Consider the following 16199-nt stretch of genomic DNA (forward strand, 5'->3'; position numbering starts at 1 on the left):
TGAGGGGACTAGTCGGTGGTGGGGACGCCGAGGGCGGGGAGGACCACGGCGTCGATGTACGAGGTGAGGAAGGCCTGGGTGGGCGGCTGATCGTCGATCAGCGTGCGCGTGGCGAAGGCACCGACGAGCATGTGCACGATGTAGTCCAGCGCCGGCCGGCCGGCCTGGATCTCGCCGCGGTCGACGGCCCGTTGCACCACCCGGTGGAACTCCTCCATCTCGGGCTCGATGAGCAGTTCCTTGAACGCCTGGAGGAGATCCGGGTTGCCGTGCACCGCCATGAACAGGCCGCGCATCAGCGCGGCGTTCTGCTGCATGGCGCAGTCGTCCTCACGTGCGGTGAGGGCGTGCAGGTCGCCCCGCAGGGTTCCGGTGTCGACGTCGGCGATGCTGCCCGGCTTGTTGTGCCGGATCGCCTTCGCCACCAGCTCGGCCTTGCCGCCCCACTGGCGGTAGAGCGTGGCCTTGCTGGACCGGGTGCGAGCGGCCACGGCGTCCATGGTGAGGGCGTCGTAACCGACCTCGCGGAGCAGGTCGAGCACGGCCGCGTACAGCTCGGACTCCCGCTCGGGAGTGATCCGACTGCGACGCGCGGCGGCGACCTCGGCCATCCGACTCACCTTCCAGTCCGAACGACACGGTTTCGTACACCACGAAGATAGCGCACTCCGCACAGAAACGAAACCGTTTCGTACGCGCGCTGCGTCACAGCGGCGGCCTCGTCATAACTTGCTGGTGCCCACACCCGGGCAAAGCATGGTCAGGTGACCTATCTGCGTCTGCCGCATCTCCATGACGACCTGCTGTGCTTCGTCGCCGAGGACGACCTCTGGCTCGCGCCGCTCGACGGCCCGGGCCGCGCCTGGCGGCTCACCGTCGACCGCACCAAGGTGGGCCACCCGCGCTTCTCGCCCGACGGCCGCCATCTCGCCTGCACGAGCTGGCGCAGCCTGGTGCCCGAGGTCCACCTGATCCCGTTGGACGGCGGCCCGGGCCGGCAGGTGAGCCACTGGGGCAGCGCCGACACCCGGGTCTGCGGCTGGACCCCGGACGGCGAGATCCTGGCCGTCGCCTCGCACGGCGAGCCGTTCTCCTACTTCACCTGGGCCTACAAGGTCTGCCCCGACGGCGACCCGGGCCGCAAGCTGCCCTGGGGGCCGGTCTCCGACATCCAGGTGGCCGACCTGGACGGGGAGCGCAGGACGCTGCTGCTCACCGGCACGCCCCCGCACGAACCGGCCGCCTGGAAGCGCTACCGGGGCGGAGCCACGGGCCGGCTGTGGCTGCACGGCGAACGCCTGCTCAAAGGCCTCGGCGGCCATCTGCACTCCCCGATGTTCGTGGGCGGCCGGATCGCCTTCCTCTCCGACCACGAGGGCGTCGGCAACCTCTACTCCTGCGCCCACGACGGCACCGGTCTGCGCCGCCACACCGACCACGACGCCTTCTACGCCCGGCACGCCGCCAGCGACGGAACGCGGGTGGTGTACCAGTGCGCGGGCGACCTGTGGCTGGTGGAGGACCTGTCCGCGGCCTCCGAGCCGCGCCGGCTGGACGTACGGCTGGACGGGCCGCGCACGGGGCGGCGCCCGTACCAGGTGGCGGCCGCCCGGCACGTCGACGGGCTCTCGGTCGACGAGACCGGCCGGGCGAGCGCGGTCGTCGTGCGCGGCAGCCTGTACTGGCTCACCCACCGGGACGGTCCCGCCCGCACCCTCACCGACACCCCGGGGGTCCGGGTGCGCCTGCCGGAGATGCTCGGCGCGAGCGGGCGGGTGGCGTACGTGACGGACGCGGGGGGCGAGGACGCCGTCGAGATCGCCTTCCTGCCCCGGGCGAGCGGCGACCGCACCCCCCGGCGGCTCTCGCCGGGCGCGCTGGGCCGGGTGCGCGAGCTGGTCTGCGACCCCGAGGGCGAACGCCTCGCGGTCGCCTCGCACGACGGGCGGCTCCTCCTCGTCGACGTCACCGAGGACGGCGACGGCGAGGTCACCGAACTGATCAGGTCGGTCAACGGCCCCGTGCGCGACCTGGCGTTCTCCCCGGACGGGGCGTGGCTGACCTGGTCGCACCCGGGCATCGGACGCACGCTGCGGCAGATCAAGCTGGCCCGCATCACGGACCGGTTCGTCGTCGACGTGACCAACGGCCGCTTCGAGGACGAGAACCCGGTCTTCACCCGCGACGGCCGCTTCCTGGCCTTCCTGTCCTGGCGCGGCTTCGACCCGGTCTACGACGTGCACACCGGCGACCTGTCCTTTCCGCTGGGCTGCCGCCCGTACCTGGTGCCGCTGTCCTCGGCGACGCCCTCGCCGTTCGCGGTGAACCCCGAGGGCCGCCCGGCCGCCGGGGGCCTGGACCCGGTGGAGGACGACGGGAACGGGGAGAGCGGGACCGTGACGGTCGAGGCCGAAGGGCTGGCAAGCCGGGTCACGCCGTTCCCGGTGGCCGCCTCGAAGTACTCGGCGCTGCACCCGGTGGCGGGCGGAGGGCTGGTGTGGCTGCGCTGGCCGATCTCCGGCGCGCTGGGCGAGACGTTCGCCAACCCGGACGACACCAGCGGCCGGCCCACCCTGGAGCACTTCGGCATCGCCAAGGCGAAGAAGACCGAACTCGCCCAGCAGCTGGACTGGTTCGCGGTCAGCGGCGACGGCAGCCGGCTGGTGATCGTCGACGAGGGCGAGCTGCGCGCGGTACCGGCGGACGAGCCGGGCGACTCCGACTCCACGGTGTGGATCGACGCCCGCCGCATCCTGCACACCGTCGACCCGGCGGCGGAGTGGCGGCAGGCGTACGACGAGGCCGGGCGGCTGATCCGGGCCCACTTCTGGGATCCGGGCATGTGCGGCATCGACTGGGACGGGGTCCTGGACCAGTACCGTCCGCTGGTCGAAGGGGTCGCGTCCCCGGACGAGTTCGCCGACCTGCTGCGCGAGGTGCTCGGCGAACTGGGCACCTCCCACGCCTACGTCACCGCCGCCCGGCGCAACGAGGGCCCGCCGCACTACCAGCGCCACCAGGGCCTGCTCGGCGCCAACCTCGTACGCCGGGACGGCGGCTGGACGGTCAAGCGGATCCTGCCCGGCGACTCCTCCGACTCCAAGGCCCGCTCCCCGCTCGCCGGTACGGGCATCCGGGAGGGCTCGGTCCTCACCCATGTCGACGGCCGCCCGGTGGATCCGGACGCGGGCCCCTACCCGCTGCTGGCCGGTGCGGGCGGGACGACGGTGGAGCTGACCTTCTCCCCCGCGGAGGGCGCGGGTCCGCCCCGGCGGGTCGCCGTCGTGCCGCTGACCGACGAGCGGCCGCTGCGCTACCAGGACTGGGTGGCCAAACGCCGGGCGGTGGTGCGGGAGCTGAGCGGGGGCCGCTGCGGCTACCTGCACATCCCGGACATGGGCGGCTCGGGCTGGGCGCAGTTCAACCGGGACCTGCGCATGGAGGTGTCCCGGCCCGCGCTGATCGTGGACGTGCGCGGAAACGCCGGCGGGCACATCAGCGAGCTGGTCGTCGAGACGCTGAGCCGCACGATCCTCGGCTGGGACCTGACCCGTGACGCCCAGCCCGTCTCGTACGCCTCGAACGCGCCGCGCGGCCCGGTGGTGGCCCTGGCCGACGAGGCGACCTCATCCGACGGCGACATGATCACCGCCGCGTTCAAACTGCTGAAGCTGGGGCCCGTGGTGGGGCAGCGCACCTGGGGCGGGGTGGTCGGCATGACCGGCCGGCACGAGCTGGGCGACGGCACGGTGATCACGGTGCCGATGAACGCGGCCTGGTTCGACGCCTACGGCTGGTCGGTGGAGAACAGGGGCGTCGCGCCCGACATCGACGTCCTGCGCACCCCGCTGGACTGGGCCGAGGGGCGGCACGCGCAGCTGGCCGACGCCGTCGAACTCGCCCTGGGGCTGCTGGAGACCGACCCGCCCGCGACACCGCCGACCTACAGCGACGTGCCGGACCGCTCCCGTCCGAAGCTGCCGCCCAGGACGTGACCCGCAGGGGAAAGGGGCGCCCCGCACGGGGGCGCCCCGGTCCGCTCAGCACGCGACGTCAGGCGTCGTAGTCCTGGTCGAAGCGGTCCTCGTGCTCGCGCTCCCGCTCACGGTCGCGCTGCGGCTGCGAGGGGTCCATGTCCTCGTCGCGCCGGCGGCCGCGGCCCTGCATCTGCTCGCGAGCCTGGTCCGCCTTCTGACGGGCCTGGTTCTGGAACTGCTCGGACTTCTCCTGGAACTGGTCCTTCATACCCATGTGGGTTCACTCCCGTTGGGGGTGAGGGGATCTGGCTCGATCAGATTCACACGGGTCGTGACGCTGCGCATGTCGATCAGTCACGCACGGTAGTGCGCTGCTGTTCGTCGGCCGCTCCACCCGCTCCGACCAGGCCCGTTCGCATGCCCGTCAGCCGGTCGGCGAACCGCCGCATCTCGCGCTGGCCGACCGTCCCGATGAGCCCGGGCAGGTAGCCGCGCACCCCCTGCATCCCGCGCAGCCACCACTGCCCGTAGACGTGGCTCGACCGGGACTCGATCCCGGCCACGAGCCGGTCCACGGCCGGGCCCAGCGGGTAGGTCTTGTTGGACGGCCAGGGCAGCCGCTGCCGCAACTCCCGCATGACGTCCTCCTGGTCGGCGCCGCGCACCATGTCGGTGTCGGTCCACGACAGGTACCCGACGCCGACCTTCACGCCCCGGTACCCGACCTCGGCGCGCAGGCTGTGCGCGTACGCCTCCACGCCCGACTTGGAGGCGCAGTACGCGGTCATCATCGGCGCCGGGGTGATCGCCGCGAGGGACGCGATCTGCAGCAGGTAGCCGCGGCTGTCCAGCAGCATCGGCAGGAACGCGCGGGCCGTCACGGCCGAGCCGATCAGGTTGACCTCGATCACCCGCCGCCAGGACTCCGGGTCGGAGTCGGCGAACGGACCGCCGGTCGCCACACCGGCGTTGGCGACGACGATGTCGACCCGCCCGAAGCGCTCCTTCACCTCCTCGGCGACCCGCGCCATCGCCTCGTGGTCGGTGACGTCGGCGTGCCAGTGGTCGCTGTCGCCGTGCAGCCGCGCGGAGACCTGCTTGAGCGCGTCCGGCTCCAGGCCGACCAGGGCGATCCGCACGCCGCGTGCGGACAGCTTGCGGGCCAGCAGCTCCCCGACGCCGCGCGCCGCCCCGGTCACCACGGCGACCTTGCCCTCAAGGTTCACCCTGCTCATGCGCTCTCCTCCGTTACGGCCTCGATGTGGGTGGTGACGAGTTCGCGTATCTTCCCGGTGACCTGCTCCGGCGCCTCGATCGGGGTCATGTGGCCGACGCCGGGCAGCTCGGTGAACCCGGTGCAGTCCGGCAGCGCCTCGCACAGGGCCCGGGCCTGCGCCGGCGGGGTAAGCCGGTCCGCCGTACCGACCAGGACGGCCGTGGGAACGGTCAGCTCCCGGACGCCGTGGTCGAGGTCGAGCAGGTCGAGCACCTGCGACCAGCTGTGCCGGACCTTGCGGGGGCAGGCGTGCACGATCCGGGCGCACGCCTCGACCATGTCCGGGACCGAACCGGGGCCCATGGTCCCGTACTTGAGGATCCGGCGGGCCAGGGGCGTGACCGGCCCGAGCGGGGCGCGGGAGCCGAGGATCCGCCGGGTGAGCCAGGTGCGCACCGGTCCGGGCCGCATCGGGACGACGGTGGAGGCGGCGACCAGCTGCGAACTGCCCGTGCTGCACAGCAGGACGGCGGCGGCGTGCGCCCGGAAGGCGGGCCGTCCGGAGGCCGCCATGACGGTCATGCCGCCCATGGAGTGCCCGGCGATCACGGCCTGTTCACCCGGCGAGAGGGTGGCTTCGAGGACGGCTTCAAGGTCGTCGGCGAGCGCGTCGGTGCTGCACGCCGGGCTCGCCGGGCTGCGGCCGTGCCCGCGCTGGTCGTAGGCGATGACCCGGTGGTCGGCGGCCAGTTCGCGGATCTGTGCCGCCCAGAAGGCGGTCGAGCAGGTCCAGCCGTGGGCGAGGACGACGGCGGGCGCGAACTCGGGCCCGTGGATCTCGACGTGCAGCCGGGCCCCGTCGGCGGAGACGGCGGTCAGCTCGCGCACGGGGGCGGGCGGGGCGTAGGGCCCGGACGCGACGGGGAGGAGACGGCTCACGCGTCCACCCCGGCCTTCCGCGCGCCCCGCGCCTCGTTCCGCGCGGCCCCGGGGGCCCGCAGCACGTCGTACTCCGTGAGGTCCACCCGGCGCGTCGCGCGCCGGAACTCGGCGGTCGTGCCGGGCCAGATGGTGGTGTTGCGGCCGTTGGCGTCGAGGTACCAGCTGGTGCAGCCGCCGGTGTTCCACACGGTCCGCTTCATGCGCTCCTGCACCCGGTGGTTCCACCCGCGCACCGCGTCGGGGCGGGCGTCGAGGGCGACCCGGCCGCCCAGGACGTCGAGCTGGCGGACGTAGTCGGCCAGGTAGTTCAGCTGGGACTCGATCATCAGGATCATCGAGGAGTTCCCGAGGCCCGTGTTGGGCCCGATGATCGTCATCCAGTTCGGGAAGCCGGCCGCCGAGGCGCCGCGCAGGGCCTCCATGCCGTCCTTCCAGGTCTCGGCGAGGGTGCGCCCGTCGGCGCCCACGACCCGTTCGGCGATGGGCATGTCGGTGACGTGGAAGCCCGTGCCGAACACGATCGCGTCCACCTCGGCCTCGCTGCCGTCGGCGGCGACCAGGGTCGAGCCGCGCACCTCGGCCAGGCCGCTCGCGACGACGTCCACGTTGGGCCGCGCGAGGGCCGGGTAGTACTCGCTGGACAGCAGGATCCGCTTGCAGCCGATGCGGTAGTCGGGCGTGAGCTTGGCCCGCAGCGCCGGGTCCTTGATGGCCCGGGCCATGTTGCGCTTGGCCAGCTGCTCGACGAAGCCCAGTTCGTTCGGGCGCTTGGTGAACGCCTGGACCTGCAACTCCCGGATGCCCCACAGCAGTCCGCGCCGCAGCTGCGAGGTGAAGGGCAGCTGCCGGTGCAGCCACCGTTCCGCGTCGCTGATGGCCCGGTCCATGCGGGGCATGACCCACGGCGGGGTGCGCTGGAAGAGGGTGAGCCGGGAGACGTCCGGCTGGATGGCCGGCACGATCTGGATGGCCGAGGCGCCGGTGCCGACCATGGCGACGCGCTTGCCGCGCAGGTCGTAGTCGTGGTCCCAGCGGGCGGAGTGGAAGACCTTGCCGGGGAAGGAGTCCAGGCCGGGGATGTCCGGCACCTTCGGGTCGGACAGCGGACCCGTGGCCGACACGACGAGGTCGGCGGAGAGGTTCCCGCTGCTGGTCTCGATGTCCCAGCACAGCCGCTCGGCGTTCCACGTCATCCGCTTCACCTCCGAGTCGAAGCGGATGTGCGGCCGCAGCCGGAACGTGTCCGCCACGTGCTCCAGGTAGGCCCGGATGTGCTCCTGCCCGGAGAAGGTGCGCGGCCAGTCCGGGTTGGGCGCGAAGGAGAACGAGTACAGGTGCGACGGCACGTCACACGCGCACCCCGGGTAGCTGTTGTCCCGCCAGGTGCCGCCGACACTGCTCGCCCGCTCCAGGACGACGAAGTCGGTGACACCTTCCCGGCGCAGCCGTACGGCGGCCCCCAGCCCGCCGAACCCGGACCCGACCACCGCGACCCGCACATGCTCGTGTTCGCGCTCGCCCATGCCGACACCTCCACACACCACGAGAACCGTGCCAGTGAACACTGGCGCAATGGGAGCGTAGAGCAGTGACGTACTGATGGGTAGGGGGCAGGACGAGGAAGTTACCCGCGGTACGGCTTAAGGTGCCCAGGTGGCCGAGAAGCGTGAATACCGCATGGAAGAGCTGGCCCGCCTGGCCGGGATCACGGTGCGCACCCTGCGCTTCTACCGCGAGCGCAAGCTGATCCCGCCACCCCGCCGCGAGGGCCGCATCGCCTGGTACGACGACCAGCACCTGGCCCGGCTGCGCACGATCACGGCCCTGCTGGAGCGCGGCCACACCCTCAGCGGCATCGCGGAACTGGCCGAGGCCTTCGACCACGGCCGGGACGTCGGCGACCTGCTCGGCGTGGGCGGCCCGACCGAGGAGGAGCCGGTCCACCTCACCCCCGAGGAACTCGCCGACCACTTCGCGGGCGAGGCCACCCCCGAGAACCTGGCCGCCGCCATGGACCTCGGCTACCTCGGCACCGACGGCGGCGAGATCGTCCACATCAGCCGCCGCCTGCTGGAGGTCTCCTCGGCCCTGGTCCGCGAGGGCATCCCGCTCGCGGAGGTCCTCGCCGCGGCCAAGGAGGTCCGCACCCACACCGACGCCCTGGCCGACCTCTTCACCGGCCTGGTCCTGCGCCACGCCTCCGCCCAGGACCTGCCCCGCCTGCGCCCCCTGGCGCGCGGCGTGGTGGAGGCGGAGCTGTCCCTGGCCCTGGACCGGCGGATGCGCGAGGACGGCTCCCGAGGCGGACGACCCTAGGCCGGGTCCGGCCCTAGCGGTCGTAGACCACGGTCACGGGAGCGTGGTCGGACCACCGCTCGGCGTGCGTGGCGGCCCGCTCCACGAACCCCTTGACCGCCCGCTCGGCGAGCCCGGGGGTCGCCACGTGGTAGTCGATCCGCCAGCCGGTGTCGTTGTCGAAGGCCCGCCCGCGGTAGGACCACCACGAGTACGGCCCCTCGGTGTCCGGGTGCAGGGCGCGTACGACGTCGACGTAGCCGCCGTCGGCCGGGTCGAGGACACGGCCGAGCCACTCGCGCTCCTCGGGCAGGAAGCCGGAGGACTTCTGGTTGCCGCGCCAGTTCTTCAGGTCGGCCCTGGTGTGGGCGATGTTCCAGTCACCGCAGACGACGACCTCGCGCCCGTCGGCAGCGGCCCGCTCCCGCAGCTCCCTGAGGTAGACGAGGAACTCGCCCATGAAGCGCTCCTTCTCGTCCTGCCGTTCGGTGCCGACCTCGCCGGAGGGCAGATAGAGGGAGGCGACGGTGACCCCCGGCAGGTCCGCCTCCACATACCGTCCGCTGCCGTCGAACTCGGCGGACCCGAACCCGATCCGCACCCGGTCGGGCTCACGCCGGCTGTACAGCGACACCCCGGCCCGGCCCTTGGCGGCGGCCGGCGCGTGCACCACGTGCCACCCCTCGGGCGCGCGGACGGGCTCGGGCAGCTGCTCCGGCTTGGCGCGCACCTCCTGCAGGCACAGCACGTCGGCGTCGGTCGCGGCCAGCCACTCCACGAAGCCCTTCTTCGCGGCGGCCCGCAGCCCGTTCACATTCACAGAGGTCACAGTGAGCACCCGGGCACGATACCGGCACTCTGGACGGAGTCCAGTTCCGGATCGCATACCGTGGTTGGCATGCACATACGCCGGGTCTCCTTCGACCACCCCGACGCCATGAAGCTGAACGACCAGGTCCAGGCCGAATACGCCGTCCGCTACGGGGACGACGGCGACGCCACGCCCATGGCCGCCGCGGACTTCGACCCGCCGAACGGCATCTACCTGATCGCCTACGACGCGGACGGCACGCCCGTCGCCTCGGGCGGCTGGCGCGCCCAGAACGCCAACGGCGAGGGCAACCTGGACGGCGACGCCGAACTGAAGCGCATGTACGTGATCGAGCAGATGCGCGGCCGGGGCCTGGCCCGCCGCATCCTGGCGGCCCTGGAGGAGGACGCCCGCGCGGCCGGCCGTGTCCGCATGGTTCTGGAGACGGGCACCAAGCAGCCGGAGGCCATCGCCCTGTACACGTCGAGCGGTTACGAGCCGTGCGCCAAGTTCGGCTACTACCGCCACCACGAGGCCAGCCGCTGCTTCGCGAAGCGGCTCTGACGAGCCGAAGGGCCCTGCGGGACCCGCGAACAGAGCAGAGCCCCTGTCGGCTGTCGCCGACAGGGGCTCGAAGCTGCGTGGACCTGAGGGGATTTGAACCCCTGGCCCCCTCGATGCGAACGAGGTGCGCTACCGGACTGCGCCACAGGCCCTTGCAACGAGTGAAACTCTAGCACCCCGATCGGCCCGCATAAAAATCCGTTCCGGAGCGCCGAGCACCCGCCGGTTCGCGGGGCTACTCGTTGGCGGCCCGGGGCCGGTCCCCGTCCTCGTACTGGTCGAACAGCGGCGTACGGCCGCGCTCCCGGGCCCGCCGCGCGGAGGCCGCGGCGGGGTTCGCGCCGCGCGAGCGCTTCCGGGCCGGGGGGACGGCGTCGCCGTCCGCCCCCTCCGGCGCGGGGGGCTCCGCAGCGCCCTGCTCGGCGGGGCCGGCCGTCTCGTCCGCCGCCTCGGGGGCGACCGTGCTCGACCGCGCCGAGCTCCAGGTGTCGGGGGCGCCGAGGTCGACGTCGTTCGTCGCCCGGGGCGCGACCGGCGCGGTCACATAGGTCGGCAGGGGCACCGGCACCGGCTCCCAGCTGTCGCCCTGGCCCGGCCGCCGCTGCCGCTCGCGCTGCTGGTCGACCCACTCCGCGTGGTCGGTCTGCTCGACGAGGGCGCGCCGGTCCGCCGCGAGGGCCATCAGGCCGGGGTCGGTCGCCGGCTCGGGTCCCTCCTCCGGTTCGTCGGCCTCCTCCTCGGCCGGAGGGCGCCGGCGGGGCTGCCGCTCCCGCAGCCGCTGGGCGGCGGCCTCGGCCCGGCGGCGGTCCATCTGGTAGGTGAACCGGCGGCGCTCCTGCGAGCGCAGGTAGGCGATGTACACGCTGAGCATCACGGCGGGCACGCCCGGGGCCCACAGGAACGCCAGGCCTCCGACCGCGGCGACGATCGCGCCGAGGGTGAAGGCGAGGAACAGCATGGTGGTGGTGCGCCGGCGGCGCGCGAGCACCTTCGAGCGCCGGGCCCGTGCAGCGGCCGCCTGCTCCGCGGGCGAGGGCGCGCCGCGCCGGGCGGCGGGCACGCCGCCCGGTCCGCGTTCGGCACGGGCCGCGTGCGGTGCCGGGCGGGCCGGCTGCCCGGGGCCGGGCGACGGGAGGGGCGCCCGGGTCTGGGGGCGGGTCTTGGACACCGCGAAGGCCCGGACGTCCACCGACTCGGTGACGGCGTCCAGGTCGCCGGCGTCCTGCTCCCCCTCCTCGGTGGAGCGCGCCCGCAGGTCCTTGGCGTACCGGCGCTCCATGGCCGCCTTTCCGGACAGAAGCCGGATGGCGGTGCTGAAGCGTTCCGTCGGACGGGCCTCGTTCAGCTCGTCCTGCCTACGGAGCCACATCGGCACCAAGTAGGCGGCCCAGGCCCCGACAATGACTGCGTAGATGAGGCCGCTGCTGCTCACGCCTCACACCGTAGAGGGGTTTGCGTGGGGCCATCTGCCAATTCAGCCGGTGTGTCGCACGATCTGGCTGATATTTCGAGCTTTTTTTGCGACTGATGCGATCAGCACACCACCGAGGCCGGGAATTCCTCGCCCCGAGACGGTCAACGACCGATCAATTTCGAACAAGTATTCAATTTCCAGAGTGGCGCCGCATTCCCGGATTACTCTGCGATCGTGCCCGCTGCCAGCGCCTGAGCAAACCGTCCGGCACCTCTTCCGCCGTGAGCGCGAAGACGAGGTGGTCGCGCCAGGCCCCGTCGATGTGGAGATAACGCGGCCGGAGCCCCTCCTCGCGGAATCCGAGCTTTTCGACGACCCGGCGGCTCGGGCCGTTCTCGGGGCGAATGCAGACCTCGACGCGGTGCAGTCCGACGGTGCGGAAACAGTGGTCGACGACGAGCGCCACCGCCGTCGGCATCACCCCGCGTCCGGCCACCGCCTCGTCCACCCAGTACCCGACGTGCCCGGAGCACATCGAGCCCCAGGTGATCCCGGCGACCGTCAGCTGCCCGACCAGCCGCCCCTGGTACTCGATGACGAAGGGCAGCATCCGGCCCGCGTTAGCCTCCGACCTCAGGTGGCGGACCATCTGGCGGAAGGTGGGGCGGTGCGTCATCGGCCCGCCCGGCGTGGGCGGCGGGATCGTCGCCTCCCAGGGGCGCAGCCAGTCGCGGTTGCGCCGGTTGACCTCGCGCCACGCCCGCTGGTCGCGCAGCTTTATCGGCCTGAGGACGATGTCGCCGTCCACCAGCTCGACGGGCCAGGATGGGCTGTTCAGCTCGCACCCCCGTCGGGTCTGGGGTGGTCGCCGCCGCGCAGTTGCTCGACGGCGTGGAACAGCAGCGGCTCCAGCACGGCGAGGCCGTCCTTCACCCCGCCGCTGGAGCCGGGCAGATTGACGATCAGCGTCCGGCCCGCCACTCCGGCCAGGCCCCGGGAGAGCGCCGCGGTCGGCACCTTCTCCCGGCCGAACGCCCGGATGGCCTCGGCGATGCCGGGCACCTCGTGGTCGATCACCCGGCGCGTGGCCTCGGGGGTGCGGTCGGTGGGCGAGATGCCCGTGCCGCCGGTGGTGACGATGACGTCGTAGCCGGCCTCGACCCCGGCGCGCAGGGCCGCCTCCACCGGGTCGCCGTCGGGGACGACCTGTGGGCCCTCGACCTCGAAGCCGAAGCCCCTCAGGCCGTCGGCGATCAGCGGGCCGCCCTTGTCCTCGTAGACGCCGGCGGCGGCCCGGTTCGACGCCGTCACGACGAGAGCGCGGTACGTCATGCCCGGCTCCAGTCGCCCGACTTGCCGCCCGTCTTCTCCTCGACCCTCACGTCCGTGATGACCGCTCCCTTGTCGACCGCCTTGACCATGTCGATCACGGTGAGCGCGGCGACGGAGACCGCGGTGAGGGCCTCCATCTCGACGCCCGTGCGGTCCGTGGTCTTCACGGTGGCCAGGATCTCCACGGCGTCGTCCGCGACCGACAGGTCCAGTTTCACACCGGACACCGACAACGGGTGGCAGAGGGGGATCAGATCGGGGGTGCGCTTGGCCCCCATGATCCCGGCGATCCGCGCGGTCGCGAGGGCGTCGCCCTTGGGGACGCCCTCGCCGCGCAGCAGTTCGATCACGCGGGGCGAGACGAGGACGCGTCCGCTGGCGCGGGCGGTGCGCGCGGTCACGTCCTTGTCCGACACGTCCACCATGCGGGCGGCGCCCGCCTCGTCGAGGTGCGTCAGCCGGTCCTGTGTGGAGCCGTCCGGCGTGCGTGGGTCCTGCGTGCTCATGCTGTGTGGCGCTCCCGGTCCGGGCCCGTCGCGGTGCGGCGCACGGGCCTGCTGTGCGCGACACGGTACCCCCAACCAGCGGCTATCGGCCGAGCAGGACCACCTCGACCTCGGCACCGGGCTCGACGGACTCGGTGTCCTCGGGGACGACGATCAGCGCGTCGGCGTGGGCGAGGGCCGCGACCAGGTGGGATCCGGCGCCGCCGACCGGGGTGACCCGCCCGTCCCGGTACGTGCCGCGCAGGAACTGGCGGCGGCCCTTCGGCGAGGTCAGCGTCTTGCCGGCGGCCAGGGTCGCCCGGGTCGTCGGGCGGTGGACGTCCGGCAGGCCCATGAGGGCGCGGATCGCGGGGCGGACGAACAGTTCGAAGGAGACGTACGACGACACGGGGTTGCCGGGCAGGGCCAGCAGCGGGGTGTGGTCGGGGCCGATGGAGCCGAAGCCCTGGGGCTTGCCGGGCTGCATGGCCAGCTTGCGGAACTCCACGCCACTGCCCGGCTCGTCCTCGTCCGCGACGTGGGACAGGGCTTCCTTGACGACGTCGTAGGCGCCGACGCTCACCCCGCCCGTGGTGACCATCAGGTCGGCGCGGACCAGTTGGTCCTCGATGGTGGAGCGCAGGGTCTCGGCGTCGTCGGCGACGGCGCCCACACGGTAGGCGAGGGCTCCGGCGTCGCGGGCGGCGGCGGTGAGGGCGAAGCTGTTGGAGTCGTAGATCTGACCCGTGCGCAGTTCCTGGTCGGGCTGGACGAGTTCGCTGCCGGTGGAGAGCACCACCACGCGCGGGCGCGGGCGCACGCGGACGCTGCCGCGGCCGATCGCGGCGAGCAGGGCGATCTGCGGCGGGCCGAGGATCGTGCCCGCCTCCAGGGCGCGGTCGCCGGCCTTCACGTCGCTGCCCTTCGCGCGCACGTGCGCGCGGGCCCCGGCCGGGCGGTAGACCTGCACCTGGCCGGTGGCGCCCTCGGGGCCGAGGCTGCGGGCGCGCATCCCGCGCACCGGGCCCTCGCCGAGCCCGCCGTCGGTCCACTCCACGGGCACGACCGTCTCGGCGCCGGGCGGCAGCGGGGCGCCGGTCATGATGCGGGCGGCCTGGCCGGGCCCCACGTGGAGCGGCTCGGACTGGCCGGCCGCGACGTCCCCGACGACCTCCAGGGCCGCCGGGAACTCCTCGCTCGCGCCCGCCACGTCCGCGACCCGCACCGCGTAGCCGTCCATCGAGCTGTTGTCGAAGGGCGGCAGGGACACCGGCACCGTGACGTCCTCGACGAGGACGCAGCCCTGGGCGTCGAGCAGATGCAGCTCGATCGGCTCCAGGGGCCGGACGGTGGCGAGGATGTCCTCCAGGTGCTCGTCCACCGACCAGAGGTGGTCGGGGCCCGAGTGATCCCGGTCCGTGACGCGGGGCGCGGCGCTGCTCAACGTGCTACATCTCCTCGGCTACGTAACTGCGAAGCCAGGTCCGGAAGTCCGGGCCCAGGTCTTCACGTTCGCACGCGAGCCGGACAATGGCACGCAGGTAGTCGCCGCGGTCGCCGGTGTCATAGCGGCGGCCCTTGAAGACCACGCCGTGCACGGGGCCGCCGATCTTCTCGTCCTCGGCGAGCTGCTGCAGGGCGTCCGTGAGCTGGATCTCGCCGCCGCGGCCCGGCTCGGTCCGGCGCAGTATGTCGAAGATGTGCGGGTCGAGGACGTAGCGGCCGATGACCGCGTAGTTGGACGGGGCGTCGGCCGGGTCGGGCTTCTCGACCAGGCCGCCGACCTTGACGACGTCGCTGTCCTCGGTGGTCTCCACGGCCGCGCAGCCGTAGAGGTGGATCTGCTCCGGGGCGACCTCCATGAGCGCGATGACGCTGCCGCCGCGCTGCTCCTGGACCTCGACCATGCGCTGCAGCAGGGGGTCGCGGGGGTCGATGAGGTCGTCGCCGAGGAGGACCGCGAAGGGCTCGTGGCCGACGTGCGGGGCGGCGCACAGCACGGCGTGGCCGAGGCCCTTGGGGTCGCCCTGGCGGACGTAGTGCATGGTCGCGAGGTCGCTGGACTCCTGCACCTTGGCGAGACGGTCGGCGTCGCCCTTCTTCTGGAGCGCCGACTCCAGCTCGTAGTTGCGGTCGAAGTGGTCCTCGAGGGGGCGCTTGTTGCGGCCCGTCACCATGAGGACGTCGTCGAGGCCCGCCGCGACGGCCTCCTCGACCACGTACTGGATCGCGGGCTTGTCCACGACCGGCAGCATCTCCTTGGGAGTGGCTTTGGTGGCCGGCAGGAACCGGGTGCCGAGGCCTGCTGCGGGAATGACAGCCTTGCTGATCCGAGGGTGCGACTGAGTCATGTGCGCCACCCTATCCGGTGCCTTTGCAGGGAATCTGCAGCTCCGGTTCATAGGCGCTCATATGAGCGTATTGCCATAGTTCGGGAGCAACCATTGAGGCCTATCGCACGTCCGGGCGAGCCTGACAAGCGGAGTTTGCGGCGCGAGATCCTCGCGGTGAGGAACGGGTTGACGGCGGATGACCTGCGGGAAACGTCGGCCGCGCTGGCCGGGCGGGCCCTGGGGCTGCCCGAGTTGGCGCGGGCCGGCACGGTCGCGGCGTACGTCTCCGTGGGGAGTGAACCCGGGACGCTCGCGCTCCTGGACGTTCTGCGCGCCCGGGGCGTGCGCGTGCTGTTGCCGGTGCTGCTGCCCGACAACGACCTCGACTGGGGGCGGTACGAGGGCGCGGACTCGCTCGCGCGGGTCCGGCACGGCGGCCGGATGGCCCTCTTCGAACCCGCGGGCGAGCGCCTCGGACCGGACGCGGTGACCGCGGCGGACGCGGTGCTGCTGCCGGGCCTCGCCGTCGACACGCGCGGGATGCGCCTGGGCCGGGGCGGCGGCTCGTACGACCGGGTGCTGGCCCGGCTGGAGCGTGCGGGGGCGCGTCCCGCGCTGGTGGTGCTGCTGTACGACACGGAGGTCGTCGGGCACGTCCCGGCGGAGCCGCACGACCGGCCGGTGCACGCGGTGGTGACGCCGTCGGGGATCCGGCGGTTCCGGCCGGAGCCCTGACGCGGAAGCGGCCCTCCACGCGTGCGTGGCTGAAGGAACTGCCCGACGGGGTGTTCTGCACCAACGACTTCCTCGCCGCCGGCCTGTGCCGTGGC

The 16199-nt window shown here is 72.9% G+C and carries 16 protein-coding genes and 1 tRNA gene; 4 read left to right on the forward strand and 13 right to left on the reverse strand.

Annotated features, from left to right (window positions below; translation table 11 throughout):
- Positions 1-8: 8 nt before the first annotated feature.
- On the reverse strand, positions 9-611 hold the full coding sequence (locus ABTZ58_RS22535; protein WP_351359434.1) for a TetR/AcrR family transcriptional regulator: 603 nt from the start codon (positions 609-611) through the stop codon (positions 9-11).
- A gap of 153 nt (positions 612-764) precedes the next feature.
- On the opposite strand from ABTZ58_RS22535, the gene ABTZ58_RS22540 reads away from it, so the two are divergent.
- On the forward strand, positions 765-3995 hold the full coding sequence (locus tag ABTZ58_RS22540; protein ID WP_351359437.1) for a S41 family peptidase: 3231 nt from the start codon (positions 765-767) through the stop codon (positions 3993-3995).
- A 58-nt stretch (positions 3996-4053) separates the two neighbouring features.
- Here ABTZ58_RS22540 and ABTZ58_RS22545 read toward each other — a convergent pair whose 3' ends face one another.
- The 4 genes from ABTZ58_RS22545 to ABTZ58_RS22560 form a co-directional block, all read right to left on the reverse strand.
- Entirely contained in the window at positions 4054-4251 is a 198-nt protein-coding gene (locus tag ABTZ58_RS22545) for a hypothetical protein (protein ID WP_351359440.1), read from the reverse strand.
- Between the two features lie 76 nt (positions 4252-4327).
- A complete protein-coding gene (locus tag ABTZ58_RS22550) occupies positions 4328-5212 on the reverse strand; it encodes an SDR family oxidoreductase (protein ID WP_351359442.1) in 885 nt (294 codons plus the stop codon).
- A complete protein-coding gene (locus tag ABTZ58_RS22555; RefSeq protein WP_351359445.1) occupies positions 5209-6132 on the reverse strand; it encodes an alpha/beta fold hydrolase in 924 nt (307 codons plus the stop codon). Before ABTZ58_RS22555 ends, ABTZ58_RS22550 begins: the two co-directional genes overlap by 4 nt.
- A complete protein-coding gene (locus ABTZ58_RS22560) occupies positions 6129-7658 on the reverse strand; it encodes a flavin-containing monooxygenase (protein ID WP_351359448.1) in 1530 nt (509 codons plus the stop codon). The genes ABTZ58_RS22555 and ABTZ58_RS22560 overlap by 4 nt, the downstream gene beginning before the upstream one ends.
- A gap of 130 nt (positions 7659-7788) precedes the next feature.
- Here ABTZ58_RS22560 and ABTZ58_RS22565 point away from each other — a divergent pair, with 130 nt between their 5' ends.
- A complete protein-coding gene (locus tag ABTZ58_RS22565) occupies positions 7789-8451 on the forward strand; it encodes a MerR family transcriptional regulator (RefSeq protein ID WP_351359451.1) in 663 nt (220 codons plus the stop codon).
- A gap of 13 nt (positions 8452-8464) precedes the next feature.
- On the opposite strand, the gene ABTZ58_RS22570 is transcribed toward ABTZ58_RS22565, so the two are convergent.
- Positions 8465-9268: an exodeoxyribonuclease III gene (locus tag ABTZ58_RS22570; protein WP_351359454.1), complete on the reverse strand. Its 804-nt coding sequence runs from the start codon at positions 9266-9268 to the stop codon at positions 8465-8467.
- 60 nt (positions 9269-9328) lie between these two features.
- On the opposite strand from ABTZ58_RS22570, the gene ABTZ58_RS22575 reads away from it, so the two are divergent.
- A complete protein-coding gene (locus ABTZ58_RS22575) occupies positions 9329-9805 on the forward strand; it encodes a GNAT family N-acetyltransferase (protein WP_309093705.1) in 477 nt (158 codons plus the stop codon).
- Positions 9806-9883: 78 nt separating this feature from the next.
- Here the strand turns inward: ABTZ58_RS22575 and ABTZ58_RS22580 are convergent.
- The 7 genes from ABTZ58_RS22580 to galU all read right to left on the reverse strand — a co-directional run bounded on the left by ABTZ58_RS22580 (position 9884) and on the right by galU (position 15387).
- A tRNA-Ala gene (locus ABTZ58_RS22580) sits at positions 9884-9957 on the reverse strand.
- A gap of 83 nt (positions 9958-10040) precedes the next feature.
- Positions 10041-11237, reverse strand: a complete 1197-nt coding sequence (sepX, locus tag ABTZ58_RS22585) for a divisome protein SepX/GlpR (protein WP_351359458.1) — start codon at positions 11235-11237, stop codon at positions 10041-10043.
- A gap of 172 nt (positions 11238-11409) precedes the next feature.
- A complete protein-coding gene (locus tag ABTZ58_RS22590) occupies positions 11410-12030 on the reverse strand; it encodes a GNAT family N-acetyltransferase (RefSeq protein WP_351359482.1) in 621 nt (206 codons plus the stop codon).
- Between the two features lie 23 nt (positions 12031-12053).
- Positions 12054-12551 (reverse strand): MogA/MoaB family molybdenum cofactor biosynthesis protein, encoded by a 498-nt coding sequence (locus ABTZ58_RS22595; protein WP_351359461.1) that lies wholly within the window; start codon positions 12549-12551, stop codon positions 12054-12056.
- On the reverse strand, positions 12548-13057 hold the full coding sequence (gene moaC, locus ABTZ58_RS22600; protein ID WP_309096918.1) for a cyclic pyranopterin monophosphate synthase MoaC: 510 nt from the start codon (positions 13055-13057) through the stop codon (positions 12548-12550). Before moaC ends, ABTZ58_RS22595 begins: the two co-directional genes overlap by 4 nt.
- A gap of 82 nt (positions 13058-13139) precedes the next feature.
- On the reverse strand, positions 13140-14480 hold the full coding sequence (gene glp / locus ABTZ58_RS22605) for a molybdotransferase-like divisome protein Glp (protein ID WP_351359464.1): 1341 nt from the start codon (positions 14478-14480) through the stop codon (positions 13140-13142).
- A 4-nt stretch (positions 14481-14484) separates the two neighbouring features.
- The gene (gene galU / locus ABTZ58_RS22610) at positions 14485-15387 is read right to left on the reverse strand and encodes a UTP--glucose-1-phosphate uridylyltransferase GalU (RefSeq protein ID WP_094053452.1); all 903 of its coding nucleotides are present in this window, start codon (positions 15385-15387) and stop codon (positions 14485-14487) included.
- Positions 15388-15480: 93 nt separating this feature from the next.
- On the opposite strand from galU, the gene ABTZ58_RS22615 reads away from it, so the two are divergent.
- A complete protein-coding gene (locus ABTZ58_RS22615) occupies positions 15481-16104 on the forward strand; it encodes a 5-formyltetrahydrofolate cyclo-ligase (RefSeq protein ID WP_351359467.1) in 624 nt (207 codons plus the stop codon).
- Positions 16105-16199 lie beyond the last annotated feature (95 nt).

Source organism: Streptomyces sp. NPDC094143 (assembly GCF_040303825.1).
Classification (GTDB): domain Bacteria; phylum Actinomycetota; class Actinomycetes; order Streptomycetales; family Streptomycetaceae; genus Streptomyces.